The sequence below is a fragment of the Streptomyces sp. NPDC059875 genome, from assembly GCF_042731085.1.
Classification (GTDB): domain Bacteria; phylum Actinomycetota; class Actinomycetes; order Streptomycetales; family Streptomycetaceae; genus Streptomyces.
On sequence record NZ_JBHWJZ010000002.1, the window covers coordinates 221,304 to 243,081 of the forward strand.

The window sequence follows — 21,778 nt, forward strand, 5'->3', positions numbered from 1 at the left end:
ACCTTGAAGCGCGAGATCCACCCCGAGTACGTCGAGACCCAGGTCAGCTGCACCTGTGGCGCGTCGTTCACCACTCGTAGCACGCTGACCGAGGGCACCATCCGTGCCGAGGTCTGCTCCGAGTGCCACCCGTTCTACACGGGCAAGCAGAAGATCCTCGACACCGGCGGCCGCGTCGCCCGCTTCGAGGCCCGCTTCGGCAAGGCTGCGGCCAAGAAGTAGCACGTCACTGCGCCGGTCCTTGGTCGCTCCCGCAGGGGGCTACCGGACCGGCGCTTTGCCGTCCCCGCAGTCCGTTCGTACGAAAACCAGGAGCCCCCGATGTTCGAGGCGGTCGAGGAACTGATCGGCGAGCACGCCGATCTCGAGAAGAAGCTCGCTGACCCTTCGGTCCACGCGGACCAGGCCAACGCGCGCAAGCTGAACAAGCGTTACGCCGAGCTGACCCCGATCGTCGCCGTCTACCGTTCGTGGAAGCAGAACGGTGACGACATCGAGACCGCCCGCGAGCTGATGCACGACGACCCCGACTTCGCGGCCGAGGTCAAGGAGCTGGAGAAGCAGCGCGAGGAGCTGACCGACAAGCTGCGGCTGCTGCTCGTCCCGCGCGACCCCAGCGACGACAAGGACGTCATCCTGGAGATCAAGGCCGGCGCGGGCGGCGACGAGTCCGCCCTGTTCGCCGGCGACCTGCTGCGGATGTACCTGCGCTACGCCGAGCGCGTCGGCTGGAAGACCGAGATCATCGACTCGACCGAGTCCGAGCTCGGCGGCTACAAGGACGTCCAGGTCGCGGTGAAGACCAAGGGCGGCAACGGCGCGACCGAGCCCGGCCAGGGCGTCTGGGCACGGCTGAAGTACGAGGGCGGGGTGCACCGCGTGCAGCGCGTGCCCGCCACCGAGTCGGCCGGCCGGATCCACACCTCCGCGGCCGGTGTCCTCGTGACCCCCGAGGCCGAGGAGATCGACGTCGAGATCCACGCCAACGACCTGCGCATCGACGTGTACCGCTCCTCCGGTCCCGGCGGCCAGTCCGTCAACACGACCGACTCCGCGGTCCGCATCACGCACCTGCCGACCGGCATCGTCGCCTCCTGCCAGAACGAGAAGAGCCAGCTCCAGAACAAGGAGCAGGCCATGCGTATCCTCCGGTCCCGGCTGCTCGCCGCAGCCCAGGAGGAGGCCGAGTCCAAGGCCGCCGACGCCCGCCGCAGCCAGGTGCGTACGGTCGACCGGTCCGAGAAGATCCGGACGTACAACTTCCCGGAAAACCGGATCTCGGACCACCGCGTCGGCTTCAAGGCGTACAACTTGGACCAGGTGCTCGACGGCGACCTGGACGCGATGATCCAGGCCTGCGTCGACGCCGACTCCGCCGCGAAGCTCGCCGCCGCGTAAGTGGCGTACGTTCCGTAAGCCCACCCCGCACCACGGAGGACCAGCGTGAACCTGCTGCTTGCCGAGGTGGCCCAGGCCACCCAGCGGCTGGCCGACGCCGGCGTTCCCTCGCCGCGTTTCGACGCGGAGGAGCTCGCCGCGTTCGTGCACGGCGTCAAGCGGGGGGAGCTGCACAACGTCAAGGACGCGGACTTCGACGCCCGCTACTGGGAGGCGGTGGCCCGCCGGGAGGCCCGCGAGCCGCTCCAGCACATCACCGGGCGGGCGTTCTTCCGCTACCTGGAGCTCCAGGTCGGGCCGGGCGTCTTCGTGCCCCGCCCGGAGACCGAGTCGGTCGTGGGCTGGGCCATAGACGCCGTACGGGCGATGGACGTGGTCGAGCCGCTGATCGTGGACCTGTGCACCGGCTCGGGCGCGATCGCTCTCGCCATGGCGCAGGAGGTGCCGCGCTCCCGCGTGCACGCGGTCGAGCTCTCCGACGACGCGCTGGTGTGGACCCGCAAGAACGCCGAGGGCTCGCGGGTCACCGTCCACCAGGGCGACGCGCTGGCCGCGCTGCCCGAGCTCGACGGCCAGGTCGACCTGGTCATCTCCAACCCGCCGTACATCCCGCTGACCGAGTGGGAGTACGTCGCGCCCGAGGCACGGGACCACGACCCGGAGATGGCGCTCTTCTCCGGCGAGGACGGCCTCGACACGATCCGGGGGATCGAACGCACCGCGCACCGGCTGCTGCGCCCGGGGGGTCTCGTCGTGATCGAACACGCGGACACCCAGGGCGGCCAGGTGCCGTGGATCTTCAACGAGGAGGCCGGCTGGGCGGATGCCGCCGACCACCCGGACCTGAACAACCGCCCGCGCTTCGCGACCGCCCGCAAGGCCATGCCGTGACCCGCGCTGCCATGACCACGCTTGTGTATGAGGAGGCCCGCTGATGGCTCGGCGATACGACTGCAACGAGGCGACGGACCGAGTGACCGGCCTGCGCGAGGCCGCGTCCGCCGTTCGTCGTGGCGAGCTGGTCGTGCTGCCCACCGACACCGTGTACGGGATCGGCGCGGACGCCTTCAGCTCGGAGGCGGTCGCGGACCTGCTGGACGCCAAGGGTCGGGGCCGCAACATGCCCACGCCCGTCCTCATCGGCTCCCCGAACACGCTGCACGGGCTCGTCACGGACTTCTCCGAGCAGGCGTGGGAACTCGTCGACGCGTTCTGGCCGGGCGCGCTGACGCTGGTCGCCAAGCACCAGCCGTCGCTGCAGTGGGACCTGGGGGACACCCGGGGCACCGTGGCGATCCGGATGCCGCTGCACCCGGTCGCGATCGAGCTGCTCACCGAGGTCGGCCCGATGGCCGTCTCCTCGGCGAACCTCACGGGTCACCCGGCGCCGGAGGACTGCGACGCGGCGCAGGGCATGCTGGGCGACTCCGTCTCCGTGTACCTCGACGGCGGACCGACCCCGGGGATCGTCCCGTCCTCGATCGTGGACGTCACGGGCAAGGTGCCGGTCCTGCTGCGCGAGGGCGCGCTGTCGCCCGAGGAGCTCCGCAAGGTGGTACCCGACCTCGAGGTGGCCAATTGACCGCCCCTGAGGGGCGTGGCATAGCGGGGCACGAGAGCAGTTCCTTCCGCATTCTCCACGTCAGCACCGGCAACGTCTGCCGCTCGCCGATCACCGAGCGGCTGACCCGCCATGCCCTGTGCGACCGCCTGGGCGACCCCCGGGGCGGCGGCCTGATCGTGGAGAGCGCGGGCACTTGGGGTCACGAGGGCGCCCCGATGGAGGCCAACGCGGAGCTGGTCCTCGCCGACTTCGGCGCGGACTACAGCGGCTTCGTGGGCCGCGAGCTCCTCGACGAGCACGTCATCCGCGCGGACCTCGTCCTGACGGCGACCCGGGACCACCGGGCGCAGGTCATCTCGATGGGCCACTCGGCGGGCCTGCGCACCTTCACCCTGAAGGAGTTCACCCGCCTCGTCCGCGCCATAGACCCGGCGACCCTGCCGGACCCCTTGGACGACGGCATGGTCGAACGCGCCCGCGCGCTGGTCCGCGCGGCGGCGGCTCTACGCGGGTGGCTCCTGGCCCCGAGCGCGGAGGCGGACGAGGTCAACGACCCGTACGGCGCCCCGATCACCTTCTTCCGCTCGATCGGCGAGGAGATCAACACGGCGCTGGATCCTGTGGTGACGGCGCTGACGGGGGTTCCCGCACGGCGGTAGGGCCAGACGGCCCAGGAACCCGGTGAACATCGGGCAAACAGGCTCCCGCGCGCCTACATTGGAGCTGAAGCCCAGCCCACGCCTGGAGCCACAGATGCCGGTCACCGCTCCCCCCGAAGAGGATCTCGACGTCCTGCGCCGGCAGGACCCGGAGATCGCCGACGTGCTGCTCGGGGAGGTGCGCCGGCAGTCCGACAGCCTTCAGCTGATCGCCGCCGAGAACTTCACCTCGCCCGCCGTCCTCGCCGCGCTCGGCTCCCCGCTCGCCAACAAGTACGCCGAGGGCTATCCCGGCGCCCGCCACCACGGCGGCTGCGAGTTCGTCGACGCCGCCGAGCGGATCGCCGTGGACCGGGCCACGGTCCTCTTCGGCGCCGAGCACGCCAACGTGCAGTCCCACTCCGGTTCCTCCGCCGTCCTCGCCGCCTACGCTGCCCTCCTGCGGCCCGGGGACACCGTCCTTGCCATGGGCCTCGAACACGGCGGCCATCTCACCCACGGCTCGCCCGCCAACTTCTCCGGGCGCTGGTTCGACTTCGTGCCCTACGGCGTCGACGCCGAGACCGGGCTCGTCGACTACGAACAGGTCGCCGCCCTCGCCCGCCACCACCGCCCCAAGGCGATCGTCTGCGGCTCGATCTCCTACCCCCGCCACCTCGACTACGCGCTCTTCCGCGAGATCGCCGACGAGGCCGGCGCCTATCTCATCGCCGACGCCGCCCACCCCATCGGCCTCGTCGCCGGGGGAGCGGCCCCCAGCCCCGTCCCGTACGCCGATGTGGTGTGCGCCACCACCCACAAGGTGCTCCGGGGCCCCCGCGGCGGAATGATCCTCTGCGGCGCCGAACTCGCCGGCCGCGTCGACCGGGCCGTCTTCCCCTTCACCCAGGGCGGCGCCCAGATGCACACCATCGCCGCCAAGGCCGTCGCCTTCGGCGAGGCGGCGACCCCCGCCTTCACCACGTACGCCCATCAGGTGGTCGCGCACGCCCGTGTCCTCGCCGACGCGCTCGCCGCCGAGGGCTTCGCCATCACCACCGGCGGTACCGACACCCACCTCATCACCGCCGACCCCGCCCCCCTCGGCGTCGACGGCCGCACCGCCCGGATGCGCCTCGCCGCCGCCGGCCTCGTCCTCGACACCTGTGCCCTGCCGTACGGGGACGGGCGCGGCATCCGTCTCGGCACGGCCGCCGTCACCACCCAGGGGATGGGCGCCCGGGAGATGGCCCGGATCGCCGCGTTGTTCACGATCGCGCTACGGGACGACGCCGCGGAGACGGCGCGGGTACGCGCCGAAGTACGCGAACTGGCCGGGCGATTTCCCCCGTATGGCCGGTGATGGAAGGCGGAGCGCAACCATCCTCGCGGGCCGTATGTCCTCAAGCACATGGACAGCACGGCTAGGGTGTGGGGCTGAGATGGCCAGCGATTCCTGTGGGGCAGCCCGTGCGTGATTACCTGCTGACGCTCTGTGTCACGGCCGCGGTGACCTATCTGCTGACCGGTCCGGTGCGGAAGTTCGCCATCGCGACCGGGGCGATGCCGGAGATCCGTGCCCGAGACGTACACCGAGAACCGACTCCGCGGCTCGGTGGCATCGCCATGTTCTTCGGGCTGTGCGCCGGTCTGTTGGTCGCCGACCACCTCCAGAACCTCAACAGCGTCTTCGAGCTCTCCAACGAGCCCCGCGCGCTGCTGTCCGGCGCCGCGCTGATCTGGCTGATCGGCGTCCTCGACGACAAGTTCGAGCTGGACGCCCTGATCAAGCTGGGCGCGCAGATGATCTCCGCCGGCGTGATGGTGATCCAGGGTCTGACGATCCTGTGGCTGCCGATCCCCGGTGTCGGCACGGTCGCCCTCACCCGGGGGCAGGGCACGCTCCTCACGGTCGCCCTGGTGGTCCTCACCATCAACGCCGTGAACTTCGTGGACGGCCTGGACGGGCTCGCCGCCGGCATGGTCTGCATCGCCGCCGCGGCCTTCTTCCTGTACGCGTACCGCCTCTGGTACGGCTACACGATCGAGGCCGCCGCCCCCGCCACGCTCTTCGCCGCGATCCTCATGGGCATGTGCCTGGGCTTCCTCCCGCACAACATGCATCCGGCGCGGATCTTCATGGGCGACTCCGGCTCGATGCTGATCGGTCTGATCCTGGCCGCCTCGGCGATCTCGATCACCGGCCAGGTCGACCCGGACGTGCTGAAGCTCTTCGAGGGCTCGACCCGTGAGGCCACCCACGCCGCCCTGCCGGTCTTCATCCCGCTCGTCCTGCCGCTGACGATCATCGCGATCCCGATGGCGGACCTGATCCTGGCGATCGTCCGCCGCACCTGGAACGGCCAGTCGCCGTTCGCGGCCGACCGCGGTCATCTGCACCACCGGCTCCTGGAGATCGGGCACTCGCACAGCCGAGCGGTCCTGATCATGTACTTCTGGTCGGCGCTGATCGCCTTCGGGACGCTGGCGTACTCGGTGCACTCGACGTCCATGTGGATCGTGCTCGCGGTGGTGTTCCTCAGCGCGATCGGTCTGGTGCTGCTCCTGCTGCCGCGCTTCGAGCCGCGCGCCCCGCGCTGGGCGGAGTCCTTCGTTCCGCCGCGCTACCGGCGCCGCAGGAAGGTGGCTGCGGAACCTGTGGCTCCGGTCTCCGCGTCCGTGGAGGAGCCGCTGGAGGAGCGCATCCCCGTCCCGGCCGGGGTCAACGGGTCCACCGCCATCGGTCACCGTTCGCGCTTCACCGACCGGCGGAAGGCCGGAACGCCGAGTTGACGAAAGTCGCATCGGGGGGCAATACCAGACAAGTGCACCCCGTGTCGCGCACACACGCGCGCAGTAACTCTCATGTGTGACAGTCCGCACACCTCACGGGTAAAGAACTACTCAAATAGTTTGTGATACCGTTCACGAGACCCGGCGCCAGAGCCGAAAGACCGTAGTGCGACGGTCTCTTGGCCCCGAGACACACCTCGGACCGGGCTTACGCTCGTCCCTGACGACACCATCGCCCCCACCAGCAACAGCGGAGACACCGCCATGCCGTCCAACGACGCACGCATCCTTCTGTCAGCTGCCATTCCCACTGCTGCCACCGGCGCCATCGCCACGGTCATCAGCGGCGTGGTTGCCGGCGGCAAGGGCGCGATCGGCGCCGTCATCGGCTGCGCGGTCGTGATCGCCTTCATGGGGATCGGGCTCGTGGTGCTCCAGCGGACGGCCAAGTCGTACCCGCACCTGTTCCAGGCGATGGGTCTCCTGCTCTACACGACCCAGCTGCTGCTTCTCTTCGTCTTGATGCTGTTGCTGAAGAACACGACGTTCTTCGACTTCAAAGCCTTCGCCTTCACCCTGCTCGCGTCGACCCTCGTCTGGATCGCCGCGCAAGCACGTGCGTACATGAAGGCCAAGATCATGTACATCGACGACCCCAAGAACCCGGGGTCGTCGTCGTGAGGGGTAGGGCCGGGATAAAGGCGCTTTCGGCTTCCTGCTATCGTCCGGTGCCAACTGCGGCACTGCGGGCGCGGGCATCCGAGCTGACGCCTGTCCCAGCGCGAGGCTCGACGCCGAACCGCCGCCCCCTTATCCGTAAGACCAGTCCAGTGCCGACCCGCGGCTGCGTGCCGCGCCGACACAACGAGGTTGCCGTACCTATGCGCCACGCTGAAGGAGCCCGCGGTGAGTGCTGACCAGACGCTTGCCTTCGACCCGGATTGCCACATCTTCAGTGGATGCGGCTTCCCGGCGCCGGGCCTGCACACGTTCATGTACGAGCCCATCGCCACGGTGGGGGGCATCGACATCACCAAGCCGATGCTGCTCGCTCTGCTGGGCTCCATCGTGGTCGTCGGGTTCTTCTGGGCTGCCTTCAACAAGCCCAAGCTGATCCCCGGCAAGATGCAGATGGTCGGCGAGGCCGGTTACGACTTCGTCCGCCGCGGCATCGTCTACGAGATCATCGGCAAGAAGGACGGCGAGAAGTACGTCCCCTTCATGGTGTCGCTGTTCTTCTTCGTCTGGATCATGAACCTCTGGTCGATCATTCCGCTCGCCCAGTTCCCGGTCACCTCGCTGATCGCCTTCCCGGCCGGTCTCGCGCTGATCGTGTACGTCATGTGGATCTCGCTGACCTTCAAGAAGCACGGCTTCGTCGGCGGCTGGAAGAACATCGTCGGTTACGACAAGTCCCTCGGCGCGATCCTCCCGATGGTCGTCGTCCTCGAGTTCTTCTCGAACCTGATCATCCGGCCCTTCACGCACGCGGTCCGACTGTTCGCGAACATGTTCGCCGGTCACCTGCTGATCGTGATGTTCTCGCTGGCCACCTGGTACCTCATGAACGGCCTGGGCTTCGTCTACGCCGGCGCCTCGTTCGTGATGGTCCTCGTGATGACGGCCTTCGAGCTCTTCATCCAGGCCGTCCAGGCGTACGTCTTCGTCCTCCTGGCCTGCAGCTACATCCAGGGCGCGCTCGCCGAGCACCACTGAGCGACTCCCGCCCGGGATTCAGCTACACCCCCAATCCAACAGTCGTCCGGTGGCCAACCCCCACCGGGTCATTGAAAGAGAAGGAAGTAACGGCATGTCCGCTGCTCTCGACATGGTCAACCTCGCGGCCTCCGCCAAGGAGAACGTCGTCGGCAACGTCGCCTCGATCGGCTACGGCCTCGCCGCGATCGGCCCCGGCGTCGGCGTCGGCATCATCTTCGGTAACGGTACGCAGGCCCTCGCCCGCCAGCCCGAGGCCGCCGGTCTGATCCGCACCAACCAGATCATGGGCTTCGCCTTCTGTGAGGCGCTCGCCCTCATCGGCATCGTCATGGGCTTCGTCTACCAGTAAATCGGACCGACAGCCCAAACCTTTTTACGGAAGGCACTGATGTGAACGCTCTGCTTCTTGCGCAGGCGGAGGAGCCCCAGCCTCCTCTGATCCCGCATCTTGACGAGCTCGTCATCGGCCTGATCGCCTTCGTCATCGTCTTCGGCTTCCTCGCCAAGAAGCTCCTCCCGAACATCAACAAGGTTCTGGACGAGCGTCGGCAGGCCATCGAGGGTGGCATCGAGAAGGCCGAGTCGGCCCAGATCGAGGCCCAGAGTGTGCTGGAGCAGTACAAGGCCCAGCTCGCCGAGGCCCGCCATGAGGCCGCGCGTCTTCGCCAGGAGGCGACGGAGCAGGGCACCGCGATCATCCAGGAGATGAAGGCGGAAGGCCAGCGCCAGCGCGAGGAGATCATCGCGGCCGGCCACACGCAGATCGAGGCCGACCGCAAGGCCGCGGCGACCTCGCTGCGCCAGGACGTGGGCAAGCTCGCCACCGACCTGGCCGGCAAGCTGGTCGGCGAGTCCCTCGAGGACCACGCCCGCCAGAGCCGCACGATCGACCGCTTCCTCGACGAGCTCGAGGAGAAGGCCGAGGCCGTCCGATGAACGGAGCGAGCCGTGAAGCACTGGCCGCCGCACGTGAGTCCCTCGACGCGCTGACCGACAACACCTCGGTCGACGCGGCGAAGCTCGCGGGCGAGCTGGCCTCCGTCACCGCGCTGCTCGACCGCGAGGTCTCGCTGCGTCGGGTCCTGACCGACCCGGCGCAGGCGGGCGAGGCCAAGGCCGAGCTCGCCGGGCGGCTGCTCGGCGGTCAGGTGGGCGGCGAGACCGTCGACCTGGTCTCCGGCATGGTGCGTTCCCGCTGGTCGCAGTCGCGTGACCTGGTCGACTCGGCCGAGGAGCTGGCGAACACCGCCGACCTCACCGCGGCCCAGCAGGCCGGCGCGCTGGACGACGTCGAGGACGAGCTGTTCCGGTTCGGCCGGATCGTCTCCTCCAGCACCGAGCTGCGCTCGGCGCTGACGGACAAGGCCGCCACGGTCTCCGCCAAGAGCGAGCTGCTGCGCAGCCTGCTCGGCGGCAAGGCCAACGCGGTCACCGAGCGTCTGGTCGTCCGTCTCGTGACCCAGCCGCGGGGACGTAGCCTGGAGGCGGGACTCGAGTCCCTCTCCAAGCTCGCTGCGGCGCGCCGGGACCGGCTGGTCGCCGTCGTCACCACGGCGGTGCCGCTGACCGACCAGCAGAAGCAGCGCCTCGGTGCCGTCCTGGCCAAGCTGTACGGCCGCCAGATGCACCTGAACCTGGACGTGGACCCCGCGGTCCTCGGCGGGATCTCGGTGCAGGTCGGCGACGAGGTCATCAACGGGACCATCGCGGAGCGCCTCGACGAGGCGACCCGGCGACTGGCCGGCTGACGTCAGCCACCAACTGAACACAGCATCACCGGCGGCCCGGTTGGGCCGTGCAGAGATTGCAGAAGATTCCTGGGGGTCGGCCCCCAGACCCCCAAGAAAACTTCGGGCCCAACAAGGAGAGCAGGGAACCCAGATGGCGGAGCTCACGATCCGGCCGGAGGAGATCCGGGACGCGCTGGAGACCTTTGTCCAGTCGTACCAGCCGGACGCGGCCTCGCGCGAGGAGGTCGGAACGGTCAGCCTGGCCGGCGACGGCATCGCCAAGGTGGAGGGTCTTCCCTCGGCCATGGCAAACGAGCTGCTGAAGTTCGAGGACGGCACCCTCGGTCTCGCCCTCAACCTCGAGGAGCGCGAGATCGGTGCGATCGTCCTCGGCGAGTTCAGCGGTATCGAGGAGGGACAGCCGGTGCAGCGCACCGGTGAGGTTCTCTCCGTAGGTGTCGGCGAGGGCTACCTCGGCCGCGTTGTCGACCCGCTCGGCAACCCGATCGACGGCCTCGGCGAGATCGCGACCGAGGGCCGCCGCGCCCTCGAGCTGCAGGCACCGGGCGTTATGGCCCGTAAGTCGGTCCACGAGCCGATGGAGACCGGCTACAAGGCCGTCGACGCGATGACCCCGGTCGGCCGTGGCCAGCGTCAGCTGATCATCGGTGACCGTCAGACCGGCAAGACCGCGCTGTGTGTCGACACGATCATCAACCAGCGTGACAACTGGCGCTCGGGCGACGTGAACAAGCAGGTTCGCTGCATCTACGTCGCCGTGGGCCAGAAGGGCTCCACCATCGCGTCCGTGCGCGGCGCCCTGGAGGAGGCCGGCGCGCTCGAGTACACGACGATCGTCGCCGCCCCGGCGTCCGACCCGGCCGGCTTCAAGTACCTGGCGCCGTACACCGGTTCCGCCATCGGTCAGCACTGGATGTACCAGGGCAAGCACGTCCTGATCGTCTTCGACGACCTGTCGAAGCAGGCCGACGCCTACCGCGCCGTGTCCCTGCTGCTGCGCCGCCCGCCGGGCCGTGAGGCCTACCCGGGTGACGTCTTCTACCTGCACTCCCGCCTGCTCGAGCGCTGCGCGAAGCTCTCGGACGAGATGGGCGCGGGCTCGATGACCGGTCTGCCGATCGTCGAGACGAAGGCCAACGACGTCTCGGCGTTCATCCCGACCAACGTCATCTCGATCACCGACGGCCAGTGCTTCCTGGAGTCCGACCTGTTCAACGCCGGCCAGCGTCCGGCCCTGAACGTCGGTATCTCGGTTTCCCGTGTCGGTGGCTCCGCCCAGCACAAGGCGATGAAGCAGATCTCCGGTCGCCTCCGTGTCGACCTCGCCCAGTTCCGTGAGCTGGAGGCGTTCGCCGCCTTCGGTTCCGACCTGGACGCGGCCTCGAAGGCGCAGCTGGAGCGTGGTCAGCGCATGGTCGAGCTGCTCAAGCAGGCTCAGTACCAGCCGATGCCCACCGAGAACCAGGTCGTCTCCATCTGGGCCGGCACCACCGGCAAGATGGACGATGTCCCGGTCGTCGACATCCGTCGCTTCGAGGCCGAGCTCCTCGCGTACCTGCGCCAGAACCACGCGGGTCTCATGAGCTCCATCCGTGAGGGCGGCAAGCTGTCGGACGACACCCTGCAGTCCGTCGGTGACGCCATCGCGGAGTTCAAGAAGCAGTTCGAGACCTCTGACGGGAAGCTGCTGGGCGACGACGCTTCCGCTGCCGTCAACGTCTCGAAGTGACGACGGAAGGGACCTGACTCATGGGAGCGCAGCTCCGGGTCTACAAGCGTCGCATCAAATCCGTCACCGCGACGAAGAAGATCACCAAGGCGATGGAGATGATCGCCGCCTCGCGTGTCGTCAAGGCGCAGCGCAAGGTGCAGGCGTCGACTCCGTACGCGACCGAGCTCACCCGCGCGGTCACGGCGGTGGCCACGGGTGCGAACGACAAGCACCCGCTGACCACCGAGGCGGAGAACCCGACCCGTGCCGCGGTCCTGCTCCTCTCGAGCGACCGCGGTCTGGCCGGCGCCTTCAACTCCAACGCCATCAAGGCGGCGGAACAGCTCACCAAGAAGCTGGAGGGCGAGGGCCGCGAGGTCGACATCTACGTCGTCGGTCGCCGTGGCATCGCGCACTACAACTTCCGTGAGCGCAAGCTGGCCGACTCGTGGGTCGGTTTCACGGATCAGCCGGAGTACGCGGACGCCAAGACGATCGCGGCACCGCTGATCGAGGCGATCGAGAAGGACACGGCCGAGGGCGGCGTGGACGAGCTCCACATCGTCTACACCGAGTTCGTCTCGATGATGACGCAGACGGCGGTTGAGGCCCGGCTGCTGCCCCTCAGCCTCGACGAGGTGGCGAAGGAGGCGGGCGAGCAGGACACGCTCCGTCCGCTGTACGACTTCGAGCCGTCGGCGGAGGACGTCCTCGACGCCCTGCTGCCGCGCTACGTCGAGAGCCGGATCTACAACGCGCTGCTCCAGTCGGCTGCCTCCAAGCACGCCGCCACGCGCCGTGCGATGAAGTCGGCGACCGACAACGCGGGAGACTTGATCAACAACCTCTCCCGACTTGCCAACGCGGCCCGCCAGGCCGAAATCACCCAGGAAATCAGCGAGATCGTCGGTGGCACCGCAGCCCTGGCCGACGCGACCGCGGGGAGTGACAAGTAATGACGACCACTGTTGAGACGGCCGCCGCCACGGGCCGCGTCGCCCGGGTCATCGGCCCGGTCGTCGACGTGGAGTTCCCCGTCGACGCGATGCCGGAGATCTACAACGCCCTGCACGTCGAGGTCGCCGACCCGGCCGAGGAGGGCAAGCTCAAGACGCTGACCCTCGAGGTCGCGCAGCACCTCGGTGACGGCATCGTCCGTACCATCTCGATGCAGCCCACCGACGGTCTGGTCCGCCAGGCCCCCGTGGTCGACACCGGCGACGGCATCACGGTGCCGGTCGGCGATGTCACCAAGGGTCGCGTGTTCAACACGCTGGGCCAGATCCTGAACGAGCCCGAGGCCGAGTCCGAGGTCGGCGAGCGCTGGTCCATCCACCGCAAGGCCCCGGCGTTCGCGGACCTCGAGTCGAAGACCGAGATGTTCGAGACCGGCCTGAAGGTCGTCGACCTTCTCACCCCGTACGTCAAGGGTGGAAAGATCGGTCTGTTCGGTGGCGCCGGTGTCGGCAAGACCGTTCTGATCCAGGAAATGATCATGCGTGTGGCGAAGCTGCACGAGGGCGTTTCCGTCTTCGCCGGCGTGGGTGAGCGCACCCGTGAGGGCAACGACCTCATCGCCGAGATGGAGGAGTCCGGCGTTCTGGACAAGACCGCGCTGGTCTTCGGCCAGATGGACGAGCCCCCGGGCACCCGTCTGCGCGTGGCCCTGGCCGGTCTGACCATGGCGGAGTACTTCCGCGATGTGCAGAAGCAGGACGTGCTGTTCTTCATCGACAACATCTTCCGCTTCACGCAGGCCGGCTCCGAGGTCTCGACCCTGCTCGGCCGTATGCCCTCCGCGGTGGGTTACCAGCCGAACCTGGCCGACGAGATGGGTCTCCTCCAGGAGCGCATCACCTCGACCCGTGGTCACTCGATCACCTCGATGCAGGCGATCTACGTCCCCGCGGACGACCTGACCGACCCGGCCCCGGCCACCACCTTCGCCCACCTCGACGCGACGACGGTTCTCTCCCGTCCGATCTCCGAGAAGGGCATCTACCCGGCCGTGGACCCGCTGGACTCCACGTCCCGGATCCTGGACCCGCGCTACATCGCGCAGGACCACTACGACGCCGCCATGCGCGTCAAGGGCATCCTGCAGAAGTACAAGGACCTCCAGGACATCATCGCGATTCTCGGTATCGACGAGCTGAGCGAGGAGGACAAGCTCGTTGTCCACCGCGCCCGCCGTGTCGAGCGCTTCCTGTCCCAGAACACCCACGCGGCGAAGCAGTTCACCGGTGTGGACGGTTCGGACGTTCCGCTCGACGAGTCGATCGCCGCGTTCAACGCGATCTGCGACGGTGAGTACGACCACTTCCCCGAGCAGGCCTTCTTCATGTGCGGTGGCATCGAGGACCTCAAGAAGAACGCCAAGGAGCTCGGCGTCTCCTGAGCCCCGTGCTCTCGTGAGGGGGGCGGGCATGTCCCGCCCCCCTCTTCACGCCCATTAGAATTGACCCCAACACCCGGCAGTACCGCCGGGTGGTGACCCGAGGAGCCACCCTTGGCTGCTGAGCTGCACGTCGAGCTGGTCGCCGCGGACCGGAGTGTCTGGTCCGGCGAGGCCACCCTGGTCATCGCACGTACCACCTCCGGCGACATCGGCGTCATGCCCGGCCACCAGCCGCTGCTCGGTGTGCTGGAGTCGGGCCCGGTGACCATCCGTACGAGCGAGGGCGAGACCGTCGTCGCCGCTGTGCACGGTGGATTCATCTCGTTCGCCGACGACAAGCTGTCTCTGCTCGCGGAGATCGCCGAGCTGGCGGACGAGATCGACGCCCAGCGCGCCGAGCGCGCGCTGGAGCGCGCCAAGTCGGAATCGGACGCCGCCGCCGAGCGTCGCGCCGATGTCCGGTTGCGTGCGGTAGCGGTCCGCTAGCGGACCGCGCCGAGAGTTGTGCCCTCAGCCGCGGCACGGCTGGAATTCTCCAGACCGTGTCGCGGCTGAGGCGATGCAGATGCAGGTTGTATTCGGTTACGCCGGCGAAGCCGGTCACGGGACGCAGCGAGGAGGTCGGTGAAGATGTTCCTCGCTCTGCTCCTGAGCGGCCTGGTCGTCGCACTGGTGGTGATCGGGCTCTTTGTCTTCGGCTTGCGCCGACGCCTGATCCAGCGTGCCGGCGGCACCTTCGACTGCTCCCTGCGCTGGAACGTCCCCGAGGAGCCGGACCTCTCCGGCAAGGGCTGGGTGTACGGCGTCGCCCGTTACAGCGGTGACCAGGTGTCCTGGTTCCGTGTCTTCTCCTACGCGCCCCGTCCGCGCCGTGTCCTGGAGCGTTCGGCGATCGAGGTCCTGGAGCGCCGGATGCCGGAGGGCGAGGAGGAGCTCGCGCTGCTCTCCGACGCCGTGATCCAGGGCTGTATGCACCGGGGGACCCGTCTGGAGCTGGCGATGAGCGAGGACGCGCTGACCGGCTTCCTCGCCTGGCTGGAGGCGGCGCCTCCGGGGCAGAGGGTCAATGTCGCGTAATCGATGACAAACGACGGCGGGGACGGTGTGCTGCACCGTCCCCGCCGCGTTTTCCGTGGGGCTAGTTCAGCCCGCTGTTGATGGCGCCGACCAGCTCGCCGTTGCTGGTGTCACCGCTGAACTCCCAGAAGAACGCGCCGCCCAGGCCCTGGTTCTTCGCCCAGCTCATCTTGGACGTGACTGTGGCCGGGGTGTCGTAGCTCCACCAGTTCGAGCCGCAGTGCGCGTACGCCGTTCCGGCCACGGTGCCGTTGGCCGGGCAGGAGTTCTTCAGGACCTTGTAGTCCTCGATGCCCTGCTCGTACGTGCCGGCCGCCGGGCCCGTCGCCGTGCCGCCCGGGGCGGACTGGGTGACCCCGGTCCAGCCGCGGCCGTAGAAGCCGATGCCGAGCAGCAGCTTGTTCGCCGGGACGCCCTTCGCCTTGAACTTGGCGATCGCCTCCGCGGAGTTGAAGCCCGCCTGCGGGATGCCGGCGTAGGAGGTGAGCGGGGAGTGCGGGGCCGTCGGGCCCTGCGCCGCCCAGGCGCCGAAGAAGTCGTACGTCATCACGTTGAACCAGTTCATGTACTGCGCGGCGCCCGCGTAGTCGGCGGCGTCGATCTTGCCGCCGGAGGAGGCGTCGGCCGTGACGGCCGCCGTGACCAGGTTGCCGCTGCCGAACTTGGCGCGCATGGCCTGCATCATGTTCTTGAAGGAGGCCGGGCCGCTGGTGTCGCAGCTCAGACCACAGGCGTTCGGGTACTCCCAGTCCAGGTCGATGCCGTCGAAGACGTCGGCCCAGCGCGGGTCCTCCACCAGGTCGTAGCAGGACTGCGCGAAGGCGGCCGGGTTCTGCACGGCCTGGCCGAAGCCGCCGGACCAGGTCCAGCCGCCGAACGACCACAGCACCTTGATGTGCGGGTACTGGGCCTTGAGCTTGCGCAGCTGGTTGAAGTTGCCGCGCAGCGGCTGGTCCCAGGTGTCGGCCTTGCCGTCCACGGACTGGTCGGCGGTGTAGGCCTTGTCGTAGTCGGCGTAGGCGTCACCGATGGTGCACCTGCCGCCCTGGACGTTGCCGAAGGCGTAGTTGATGTGCGTGATCTTGGCCGCGGAGCCCGACGTCACCAGGTTCTTGACGTGGTAGTTGCGGCCGTAGACGCCCCAGTTGGTGAAATAGCCCAGCTTCACGGCGTTGCCGACCGGCGGGATGGTCCCGCCCGTGGTGCGGACGCTCGCGGCGCCGCTCGCCGGGCCGGTCTGGTCGATGGTGTCGCGGGCGACGACCGTGTAGCTGTAGTCGGTGCCGGCGGTCAGCCCGGTGTTGGTGTACGTGAGTCCGGTGACCGTGGCGATGGTGGTGCCGTCGCGCTTGACGTCGTAGTTCTTGATGCCCTTGTCGTCCGTGGCGGCGGTCCAGGTCAGCTTGACCGAGGTGTTGGTGATGTCGGAGGCGACGGGGGTGCCGGGGGCGGAGGGCGCGTTGTCACCGGGCTGGGTGGTGCCGTCGCAGGAGCCGCCGTTGATCTTGCAGCCGCTCGGCGCGCCGGAGCCGGTGCCGTTGAAGCCGAAGGAGACGGTGGCGCCGGGGGCGAGGGTGCCGTTCCAGCCGACGTTCTTGGCGGTCCAGTGGGTGCCGGAGCTGGTGACGGTGGCGTCCCAGGCGGAGGTGACGGCCGTGCCGGCGGGGTAGTCCCATTCGACGGTCCAGGAGGAGAGGGTGGTGGTGCCGGTGTTCTTCACCGTCCACTTGCCCTCGAAGCCCGTGCCCCAGTCGGAGACCTTGGTGTAGCTGGCGGTGGCCGAGGTCGCGGCCTCGGCGGGTGCTGCGAGGCCGACCATGGCGGCCAGGGGCAGGATCAGGGCGGTCAGACCGGCGGCGGCCCGGTGTCTGAACCCTGTTCTGCGCGTCGGTGCTTGAGTGCTCAACGGTGCTCCTCAAGTTGCGGGACGGACAAGGTGGGGGTGGTCCGTGAACGTGCGCGCGCTCCGCGAGCGTAGGAAGGTCTGGACCAATCGTCAAGAGGTCCAGACCAACGTCGGTGTACCGGGGTCCGCTTCGACTCAGACCCCCAACTCCTGTGCCAGCACGGCGGCTTGAACCCTGCTCCGCAGCTCCAGCTTGCCAAGCACCTTGCTGACATGCGTCTTCACCGTCGCCTCCGCCATCTCCAGGCGTACCGCGATCTCGGCGTTCGACAGCCCCTTGCCCAGCGCGGAGAGCACCTCCCGCTCCCGCGGGGTCAGCGCGTCCAGGACGGACGGGTCCGCTGCGCCCGGCGCACGCACCGGAGTACGGGGCGCCGCGAACTCGGCGATCAGTCGCCGGGTCACGGCGGGGGCGATCAGCCCCTCGCCGCGCGCCACCGTCCGTACCGCCTCGATCAGGTCCTTCGCCTCGGTGTTCTTCAGCAGGAAGCCCGCCGCCCCGGCCCGCAGCGCCCCGAAGACGTACTCGTCCAGATCGAAGGTCGTCAGGACGAGCACATCGGCCAGGCGCTCGGAGACCACGAGACGGGTCGCCGTCACCCCGTCCATCCGCGGCATCTGCACATCCATCAGGACCAGGTCCGGGCGCAGTTCGCGGGCCAGTTCCACCGCACGCTCGCCGTCCGCGGCCTCCCCGACCACCTCGATGTCGGGGGCGCTGCCCAGGATGAGGACCAGCCCCGCCCGCACCGCGCTCTGATCCTCCGCCACGATCACCCGAACCATGCCTGCGGCTCCTTGTCGCTCGTACCCACGGGCAGGACCGCCCGTACCCGCCACACCTTGCCCCCGTCGTCGGCCGGCAGGGGACCTGCCTCGAACTCCCCGTCGAGGAGCGCCACCCGCTCGCGCATCCCGACCAGACCCGCCCCGGAGCCGGGCGCGCGAGGACCCGGCTGTCCACCGAACGGGCTGGTCACGCCGACCGTGAGGGCCCTGTCCCGGCGGCGGCCCAGCTCCACCCGCACCTCGCCGGGTGCCGCGTGCTTGAGCGCGTTGGTCAGCGACTCCTGCACGATCCGGTACGCGGCGAGCTCGACCGGCGCCGGCAGCCCGTCGGCGCCCCCGGGCCGCGTGTCGTCAAGGGTGAACGTCAGGCCGCTGTGCCCGCCGTTCGTCCGGGCCTGGGCGAGCAGCGCCTCCAGGCCGTCCAGGGTGGGCGCGGCCGCCGGCTCGGCGTCGCCGCTGCTGTCCCGCAGCAGCCCGATGAGCCGTCGCATCTCCGCCAGGCCCTCCACGCTGTTCTCCCGGATGACGGTGAGCGCCTGCCGGGTCGTGCCCGGTTCGTCGATCGACAGCGCGGCGGTGGAGTGGATCGCGATGGCGGAGAGATGGTTGGCGACCATGTCGTGCAGCTCGCGGGCCATCCGCGCACGCTCGGCCACGACCGCCTGGGTCCGGTCCATCTCGGCGAGCAGCGCGGTCTGCTCCGCGCGCAGCCGCGCGGCGTCGGCGGCCTGGCGGTGGTTGCGCACCACCGCGCCGGTGACGGCGGGCAGGAACGAGACCATGCCCGTGATCAGGCCGACCACGAGGGCGATCGCGTTCTGCCACCAGACGAGGAAGCCGATCGTCACGCCGACCGTGATCAGCCCGGTCGTGTACGGGATGCGCCGGGCGGAGGCGGGGGAGCCGTACACCACCGCCGAATAGACCACGTCCGTGAACATCAGCGCGGTCACCAGGCTGCCGTAGGTGAACTGGTCCGCCACGAGAGCGACCGTACCGACGGTCAGAGCGGTCTGCGGCAGCGTGCGGCGCATGGCCTCCATCGAGACCATCACGACGAGCGGGATCAGGGTCGCCCAGCGCTCCGTGATCAGCCGGTCGGTCTGGGTGTGCAGCCCGAAGGACCACATCAGCAGGCCGACGGCGAGCCCGCCGGCGGCGATGAGCAGGTCGTCGCGGTGCGGTCGGGGGAGTGTCACGGTCCCATCCAACACGCCGGGCGGCCTCCGGGCCTCGCCGTCCCGGCCGATCCGTACCTCCGTCGAAGGATGTAGACGCACTTCGTCACCGGAGACGAGGAGAAGCGCCGATCGGGACGGGAGGCTGAGAAGGAACCGAGAGGGGAGTACCGCCGTGATCGTCGCACTCATCGCGATCTGCGAGGTCGGCTTCTGGGTCCTGCTGGCCGCCGGACTCGCCGCCCGCTATCTGCTGAAGATGCCCCGGACGGGCCTCGCTCTGCTGCTGTGCGAGCCGCTCCTGGAAGTCGTCCTGCTCGTCGTCACCGCGATCGACCTCAAGAACGGAGCCGACCCGAGCTGGAAGCACGGCCTCGCCGCGGTGTACATCGGCTACACCGTCGGTCACGGCCACCGCACCGTGAAGTGGCTCGACGGCCACGCCGCACACCGCTTCGGCGGCGCCCCGCCGCCCGCGAAGCCGCCCCAGTACGGCATGGCGCGCGCCCGCCACGAGGGCAAGGTGTGGCTCGGCTCGGTGACGGCGGCGGTCGTCGCGTCGGCTCTGCTGCTGCTCGCGGCCTGGTACGTCGGCCCGGACGGGAACACCGAGTCGCTGAAGGGCTGGATCCAGGTCGCCTGGCGGGCGGCGGGCATCCACGGCCTGATCGCGCTGTCGTACGTGATCTGGCCGAGGAAGGCCCCGAGGAGTGAGGCGTCAGCGGTCCCCGCCCGGGACCCAGAGCACGTCCCCGACCTCCTTGTTCGCCACCCTCGCAAGGATGAAGAGCAGGTCTGAGAGGCGGTTGAGATAGGTCGCGGTGAGCGGGTTCATCGTCTCGCCGTGTACCTCCAGCGCCGCCCAGGTGGAGCGCTCCGCGCGCCGGACCACCGTGCACGCCTGGTGCAGCAGTGCCGCACCGGGCGTGCCGCCCGGCAGGATGAAGGAGCGCAGCTTGTCGAGCTGCTCCAGGAAGCGGTCGCAGTCCGCCTCCAGCTTGTCGACGTAACTCTGCTCGACCCGCAGCGGCGGGTACTTCGGGTTCTCGACCACCGGGGTGGAGAGGTCGGCGCCCACGTCGAACAGGTCGTTCTGGACGCGGACGAGGACCTTCACGATCTCCTCGTCGAGCTGCCCGAGGGCGATGGCCGTGCCGAGGACGGCGTTGGCCTCGTTGGCGTCGGCGTACGCCGAGATCCGCAGATCGGTCTTGGCGGTCCGGCTCATGTCGCCCAGCGCGGTGGTGCCCTGGTCGCCGGTACGGGTGTAGATGCGCGTCAGATTGACCATGACCCCAGCGTAGTTACGCTCCGGCCCTCCGGAACGTCCGTGTGCCGACCGTCACGGCGAGCGTCGTGAGGGCGACGGCCACCAGGACGCCGTACAGCATGGTCGCCGTCGCGTACCGCCCGACGTACGCGTCCCGTACCGCGTCCACCAGATAGCGGAACGGCATGAAGTGCGAGAGCACGTCCAGCCAGCCGGGGGCGAGCGCCATCGGCAGCATCAGCCCGGACAGCAGCATCGAGGGCATCGCGAGCGCGTTGATCGCCGGGCCGAACTCCTGCGGGGTACGGACCTTCATCGCCAGCACGTACGAGAGCGAGGCCAGCGAGAGGGTCAGCAGGGCGACGAACACGAAGCCGATCAGGATCCCGGCGAGCGGCGCCCGCAGCCCCATCACCAGCGCGGCGAGCACCAGCAACACGGCCTGGAACACGAAGAGCGAGGCGTCGCGCAGGACCCGGCCGAGGAGCAGCGCGAGCCGGCTGACCGGGGTGACGCGCATCCGGTCCACCACTCCCCAGTTCTTCTCCATGATGAGCGAGAAGCCGGCGAACGAGGCGCCGAAGAGCCCGAGTTGGAGCAGCAGCCCGGGAACGAGGATCTGCCAGGAGTCGCCCTCGCGGCCGAGCGGCAGACCGGTGAGCAGCGGTCCGAAGAAGAGCAGGTACAGCAGCGGCATCAGCACGCCGAAGAGGATCTGGAACTTCGAGCGCAGGGTCTGGCGGGCGTAGCGCCCGAAGACGAGCGCGGTGTCGTGGAGAAGCAAGGCGAGTCCTATACGGCGACGGGAGTGAGGTCGACGGGGGCGGGGCCGCGCCCGGTGATGGCGAGGAAGGCGTCCTGGAGGGTGGCGACTGCGTGCTCGGCCTTGAGGGCGGCCGGGCTGCCCTCGGCGACGACGACGCCCTTGTCCACGATCACCAGCCGGTCCGCGAGGGCGTCGGCCTCGTCGAGATAGTGGGTCGTGAGCACCACGGTGGTGCCGTGGGTGTCGCGCAGCCGGCGCACCAGCGCCCACAGGTCGGCCCGGCTGCCCGGGTCGAGGCCGGTCGTGGGCTCGTCGAGGAAGAGCACCTCGGGCCGGTGGGTGAGGCCGAGCGCGAGGTCGAGGCGGCGCCGCTGGCCGCCGGAGAGCGCCGCGGTGGAGCGGTCGAGGAGCTCGGTGAGGTCGAGCTCGCGCGCCAGCTCCTCGGCGCGGGCCGCCGCGTCGGCCTTGGACAGCCGGTAGAGCCGTCCCTGGGTGACGAGTTCGGAGCGCACGGTCTCCTGCGGGTCGACCCCGCCGGACTGGGCGACGTACCCGATCCGCTGCCGTACGGCAGCGGGGGCGCCGAGCAGGTCGTGGCCCGCGACGGTGGCCGCGCCGCCGGTGGGCGGCAGCAGCGTGGTGAGCATCCGCAGGGTGGTGGTCTTGCCGGCGCCGTTGGGGCCGAGGAGGCCGAGGATCTCGCCCGGCCGCACGGTGAGGTCGATCCCGCGGACCGCCTCCACGGGGCCGTTCCTGGTCTGGAAGGTCCGGGACAGCCCGGACGTACTGATGATGGGCATGGTGACCACAAAAACAGAGT

The 21,778-nt window shown here is 69.3% G+C and carries 24 protein-coding genes; 18 read left to right on the forward strand and 6 right to left on the reverse strand.

Annotated features, from left to right (window positions below):
* Positions 1–3: 3 nt before the first annotated feature.
* The 17 genes from rpmE (at position 4) to ACFV9D_RS03020 (ending at position 15,049) form a co-directional block, all read left to right on the forward strand.
* A complete protein-coding gene (gene rpmE, locus ACFV9D_RS02940) occupies positions 4–222 on the forward strand; it encodes a 50S ribosomal protein L31 (RefSeq protein ID WP_046909139.1) in 219 nt (72 codons plus the stop codon).
* Positions 223–321: 99 nt separating this feature from the next.
* Positions 322–1,398 (forward strand): peptide chain release factor 1, encoded by a 1,077-nt coding sequence (gene prfA, locus ACFV9D_RS02945; RefSeq protein WP_361434704.1) that lies wholly within the window; start codon positions 322–324, stop codon positions 1,396–1,398.
* A gap of 45 nt (positions 1,399–1,443) precedes the next feature.
* Positions 1,444–2,289 (forward strand): peptide chain release factor N(5)-glutamine methyltransferase, encoded by an 846-nt coding sequence (gene prmC, locus ACFV9D_RS02950; RefSeq protein ID WP_385139915.1) that lies wholly within the window; start codon positions 1,444–1,446, stop codon positions 2,287–2,289.
* Positions 2,290–2,332: 43 nt separating this feature from the next.
* Positions 2,333–2,980: an L-threonylcarbamoyladenylate synthase gene (locus ACFV9D_RS02955; protein WP_385139918.1), complete on the forward strand. Its 648-nt coding sequence runs from the start codon at positions 2,333–2,335 to the stop codon at positions 2,978–2,980.
* Positions 2,977–3,621, forward strand: coding sequence for a protein-tyrosine-phosphatase (locus ACFV9D_RS02960; RefSeq protein ID WP_385139921.1), 645 nt, complete (start codon positions 2,977–2,979; stop codon positions 3,619–3,621). The genes ACFV9D_RS02955 and ACFV9D_RS02960 overlap by 4 nt, the downstream gene beginning before the upstream one ends.
* A gap of 94 nt (positions 3,622–3,715) precedes the next feature.
* Positions 3,716–4,963, forward strand: a complete 1,248-nt coding sequence (glyA, locus tag ACFV9D_RS02965) for a serine hydroxymethyltransferase (protein ID WP_385139924.1) — start codon at positions 3,716–3,718, stop codon at positions 4,961–4,963.
* A gap of 107 nt (positions 4,964–5,070) precedes the next feature.
* A complete protein-coding gene (locus tag ACFV9D_RS02970) occupies positions 5,071–6,393 on the forward strand; it encodes an MraY family glycosyltransferase (protein ID WP_385139927.1) in 1,323 nt (440 codons plus the stop codon).
* A gap of 264 nt (positions 6,394–6,657) precedes the next feature.
* Positions 6,658–7,074, forward strand: coding sequence for a hypothetical protein (locus tag ACFV9D_RS02975; RefSeq protein WP_385139930.1), 417 nt, complete (start codon positions 6,658–6,660; stop codon positions 7,072–7,074).
* Between the two features lie 225 nt (positions 7,075–7,299).
* Positions 7,300–8,109, forward strand: a complete 810-nt coding sequence (gene atpB / locus ACFV9D_RS02980) for a F0F1 ATP synthase subunit A (protein ID WP_385139933.1) — start codon at positions 7,300–7,302, stop codon at positions 8,107–8,109.
* Positions 8,110–8,203: 94 nt separating this feature from the next.
* Complete coding sequence (atpE, locus tag ACFV9D_RS02985) at positions 8,204–8,461, forward strand: ATP synthase F0 subunit C (protein WP_158990502.1); 258 nt, start codon at positions 8,204–8,206, stop codon at positions 8,459–8,461.
* A 41-nt stretch (positions 8,462–8,502) separates the two neighbouring features.
* A complete protein-coding gene (locus tag ACFV9D_RS02990) occupies positions 8,503–9,048 on the forward strand; it encodes a F0F1 ATP synthase subunit B (protein WP_385139936.1) in 546 nt (181 codons plus the stop codon).
* Complete coding sequence (locus ACFV9D_RS02995) at positions 9,045–9,860, forward strand: F0F1 ATP synthase subunit delta (RefSeq protein ID WP_385139939.1); 816 nt, start codon at positions 9,045–9,047, stop codon at positions 9,858–9,860. The genes ACFV9D_RS02990 and ACFV9D_RS02995 overlap by 4 nt, the downstream gene beginning before the upstream one ends.
* A gap of 133 nt (positions 9,861–9,993) precedes the next feature.
* A complete protein-coding gene (gene atpA / locus ACFV9D_RS03000; protein WP_385139942.1) occupies positions 9,994–11,592 on the forward strand; it encodes a F0F1 ATP synthase subunit alpha in 1,599 nt (532 codons plus the stop codon).
* A gap of 20 nt (positions 11,593–11,612) precedes the next feature.
* Positions 11,613–12,530, forward strand: a complete 918-nt coding sequence (locus ACFV9D_RS03005) for a F0F1 ATP synthase subunit gamma (protein WP_385139946.1) — start codon at positions 11,613–11,615, stop codon at positions 12,528–12,530.
* The gene (atpD, locus tag ACFV9D_RS03010; RefSeq protein WP_385139949.1) at positions 12,530–13,972 is read left to right on the forward strand and encodes a F0F1 ATP synthase subunit beta; all 1,443 of its coding nucleotides are present in this window, start codon (positions 12,530–12,532) and stop codon (positions 13,970–13,972) included. Before ACFV9D_RS03005 ends, atpD begins: the two co-directional genes overlap by 1 nt.
* Positions 13,973–14,083: 111 nt before the next feature.
* Positions 14,084–14,458, forward strand: coding sequence for a F0F1 ATP synthase subunit epsilon (locus tag ACFV9D_RS03015; protein WP_355107918.1), 375 nt, complete (start codon positions 14,084–14,086; stop codon positions 14,456–14,458).
* Positions 14,459–14,602: 144 nt separating this feature from the next.
* Positions 14,603–15,049: a DUF2550 domain-containing protein gene (locus tag ACFV9D_RS03020; protein WP_362358380.1), complete on the forward strand. Its 447-nt coding sequence runs from the start codon at positions 14,603–14,605 to the stop codon at positions 15,047–15,049.
* A 61-nt stretch (positions 15,050–15,110) separates the two neighbouring features.
* Here ACFV9D_RS03020 and ACFV9D_RS03025 read toward each other — a convergent pair whose 3' ends face one another.
* The 3 genes from ACFV9D_RS03025 to ACFV9D_RS03035 all read right to left on the reverse strand — a co-directional run bounded on the left by ACFV9D_RS03025 (position 15,111) and on the right by ACFV9D_RS03035 (position 18,943).
* Positions 15,111–16,955 (reverse strand): glycosyl hydrolase family 18 protein, encoded by a 1,845-nt coding sequence (locus ACFV9D_RS03025; protein ID WP_385139953.1) that lies wholly within the window; start codon positions 16,953–16,955, stop codon positions 15,111–15,113.
* Between the two features lie 135 nt (positions 16,956–17,090).
* Entirely contained in the window at positions 17,091–17,741 is a 651-nt protein-coding gene (locus ACFV9D_RS03030; protein ID WP_385139956.1) for a response regulator, read from the reverse strand.
* Complete coding sequence (locus ACFV9D_RS03035) at positions 17,729–18,943, reverse strand: sensor histidine kinase (protein WP_385139959.1); 1,215 nt, start codon at positions 18,941–18,943, stop codon at positions 17,729–17,731. Before ACFV9D_RS03035 ends, ACFV9D_RS03030 begins: the two co-directional genes overlap by 13 nt.
* A 154-nt stretch (positions 18,944–19,097) precedes the next feature.
* Between ACFV9D_RS03035 and ACFV9D_RS03040 the strand changes: the two genes are divergently transcribed.
* Complete coding sequence (locus ACFV9D_RS03040) at positions 19,098–19,721, forward strand: hypothetical protein (RefSeq protein ID WP_385139962.1); 624 nt, start codon at positions 19,098–19,100, stop codon at positions 19,719–19,721.
* On the opposite strand, the gene ACFV9D_RS03045 is transcribed toward ACFV9D_RS03040, so the two are convergent.
* The 3 genes from ACFV9D_RS03045 to ACFV9D_RS03055 are packed head-to-tail and all read right to left on the reverse strand — an operon-like array spanning position 19,641 to position 21,758.
* On the reverse strand, positions 19,641–20,213 hold the full coding sequence (locus tag ACFV9D_RS03045) for a cob(I)yrinic acid a,c-diamide adenosyltransferase (RefSeq protein ID WP_385139965.1): 573 nt from the start codon (positions 20,211–20,213) through the stop codon (positions 19,641–19,643). The genes ACFV9D_RS03040 and ACFV9D_RS03045 overlap by 81 nt on opposite strands.
* A 13-nt stretch (positions 20,214–20,226) precedes the next feature.
* Positions 20,227–20,976 carry an ABC transporter permease gene (locus tag ACFV9D_RS03050; protein WP_385139968.1) on the reverse strand — a complete coding sequence of 250 codons (750 nt, stop codon included), beginning with the start codon at positions 20,974–20,976 and terminating at the stop codon, positions 20,227–20,229.
* A gap of 8 nt (positions 20,977–20,984) precedes the next feature.
* A complete protein-coding gene (locus ACFV9D_RS03055) occupies positions 20,985–21,758 on the reverse strand; it encodes an ABC transporter ATP-binding protein (protein ID WP_385139971.1) in 774 nt (257 codons plus the stop codon).
* Positions 21,759–21,778: the final 20 nt, after the last annotated feature.

Coding starts and splice junctions, on each gene's coding strand:
- ACFV9D_RS03020 (WP_362358380.1), top strand. CDS start 14,603: ATGTTCCTCGCTCTGCTCCTGAGCGGCCTGGTCGTCGCACTGGTGGTG.
- ACFV9D_RS02955 (WP_385139918.1), top strand. CDS start 2,333: ATGGCTCGGCGATACGACTGCAACGAGGCGACGGACCGAGTGACCGGC.
- ACFV9D_RS03045 (WP_385139965.1), bottom strand. CDS start 20,213: ATGGTCAATCTGACGCGCATCTACACCCGTACCGGCGACCAGGGCACC.
- atpA (WP_385139942.1), top strand. CDS start 9,994: ATGGCGGAGCTCACGATCCGGCCGGAGGAGATCCGGGACGCGCTGGAG.
- atpE (WP_158990502.1), top strand. CDS start 8,204: ATGTCCGCTGCTCTCGACATGGTCAACCTCGCGGCCTCCGCCAAGGAG.
- atpD (WP_385139949.1), top strand. CDS start 12,530: ATGACGACCACTGTTGAGACGGCCGCCGCCACGGGCCGCGTCGCCCGG.
- ACFV9D_RS03030 (WP_385139956.1), bottom strand. CDS start 17,741: ATGGTTCGGGTGATCGTGGCGGAGGATCAGAGCGCGGTGCGGGCGGGG.
- ACFV9D_RS03005 (WP_385139946.1), top strand. CDS start 11,613: ATGGGAGCGCAGCTCCGGGTCTACAAGCGTCGCATCAAATCCGTCACC.
- ACFV9D_RS02995 (WP_385139939.1), top strand. CDS start 9,045: ATGAACGGAGCGAGCCGTGAAGCACTGGCCGCCGCACGTGAGTCCCTC.
- prfA (WP_361434704.1), top strand. CDS start 322: ATGTTCGAGGCGGTCGAGGAACTGATCGGCGAGCACGCCGATCTCGAG.
- ACFV9D_RS02975 (WP_385139930.1), top strand. CDS start 6,658: ATGCCGTCCAACGACGCACGCATCCTTCTGTCAGCTGCCATTCCCACT.
- ACFV9D_RS03055 (WP_385139971.1), bottom strand. CDS start 21,758: ATGCCCATCATCAGTACGTCCGGGCTGTCCCGGACCTTCCAGACCAGG.
- glyA (WP_385139924.1), top strand. CDS start 3,716: ATGCCGGTCACCGCTCCCCCCGAAGAGGATCTCGACGTCCTGCGCCGG.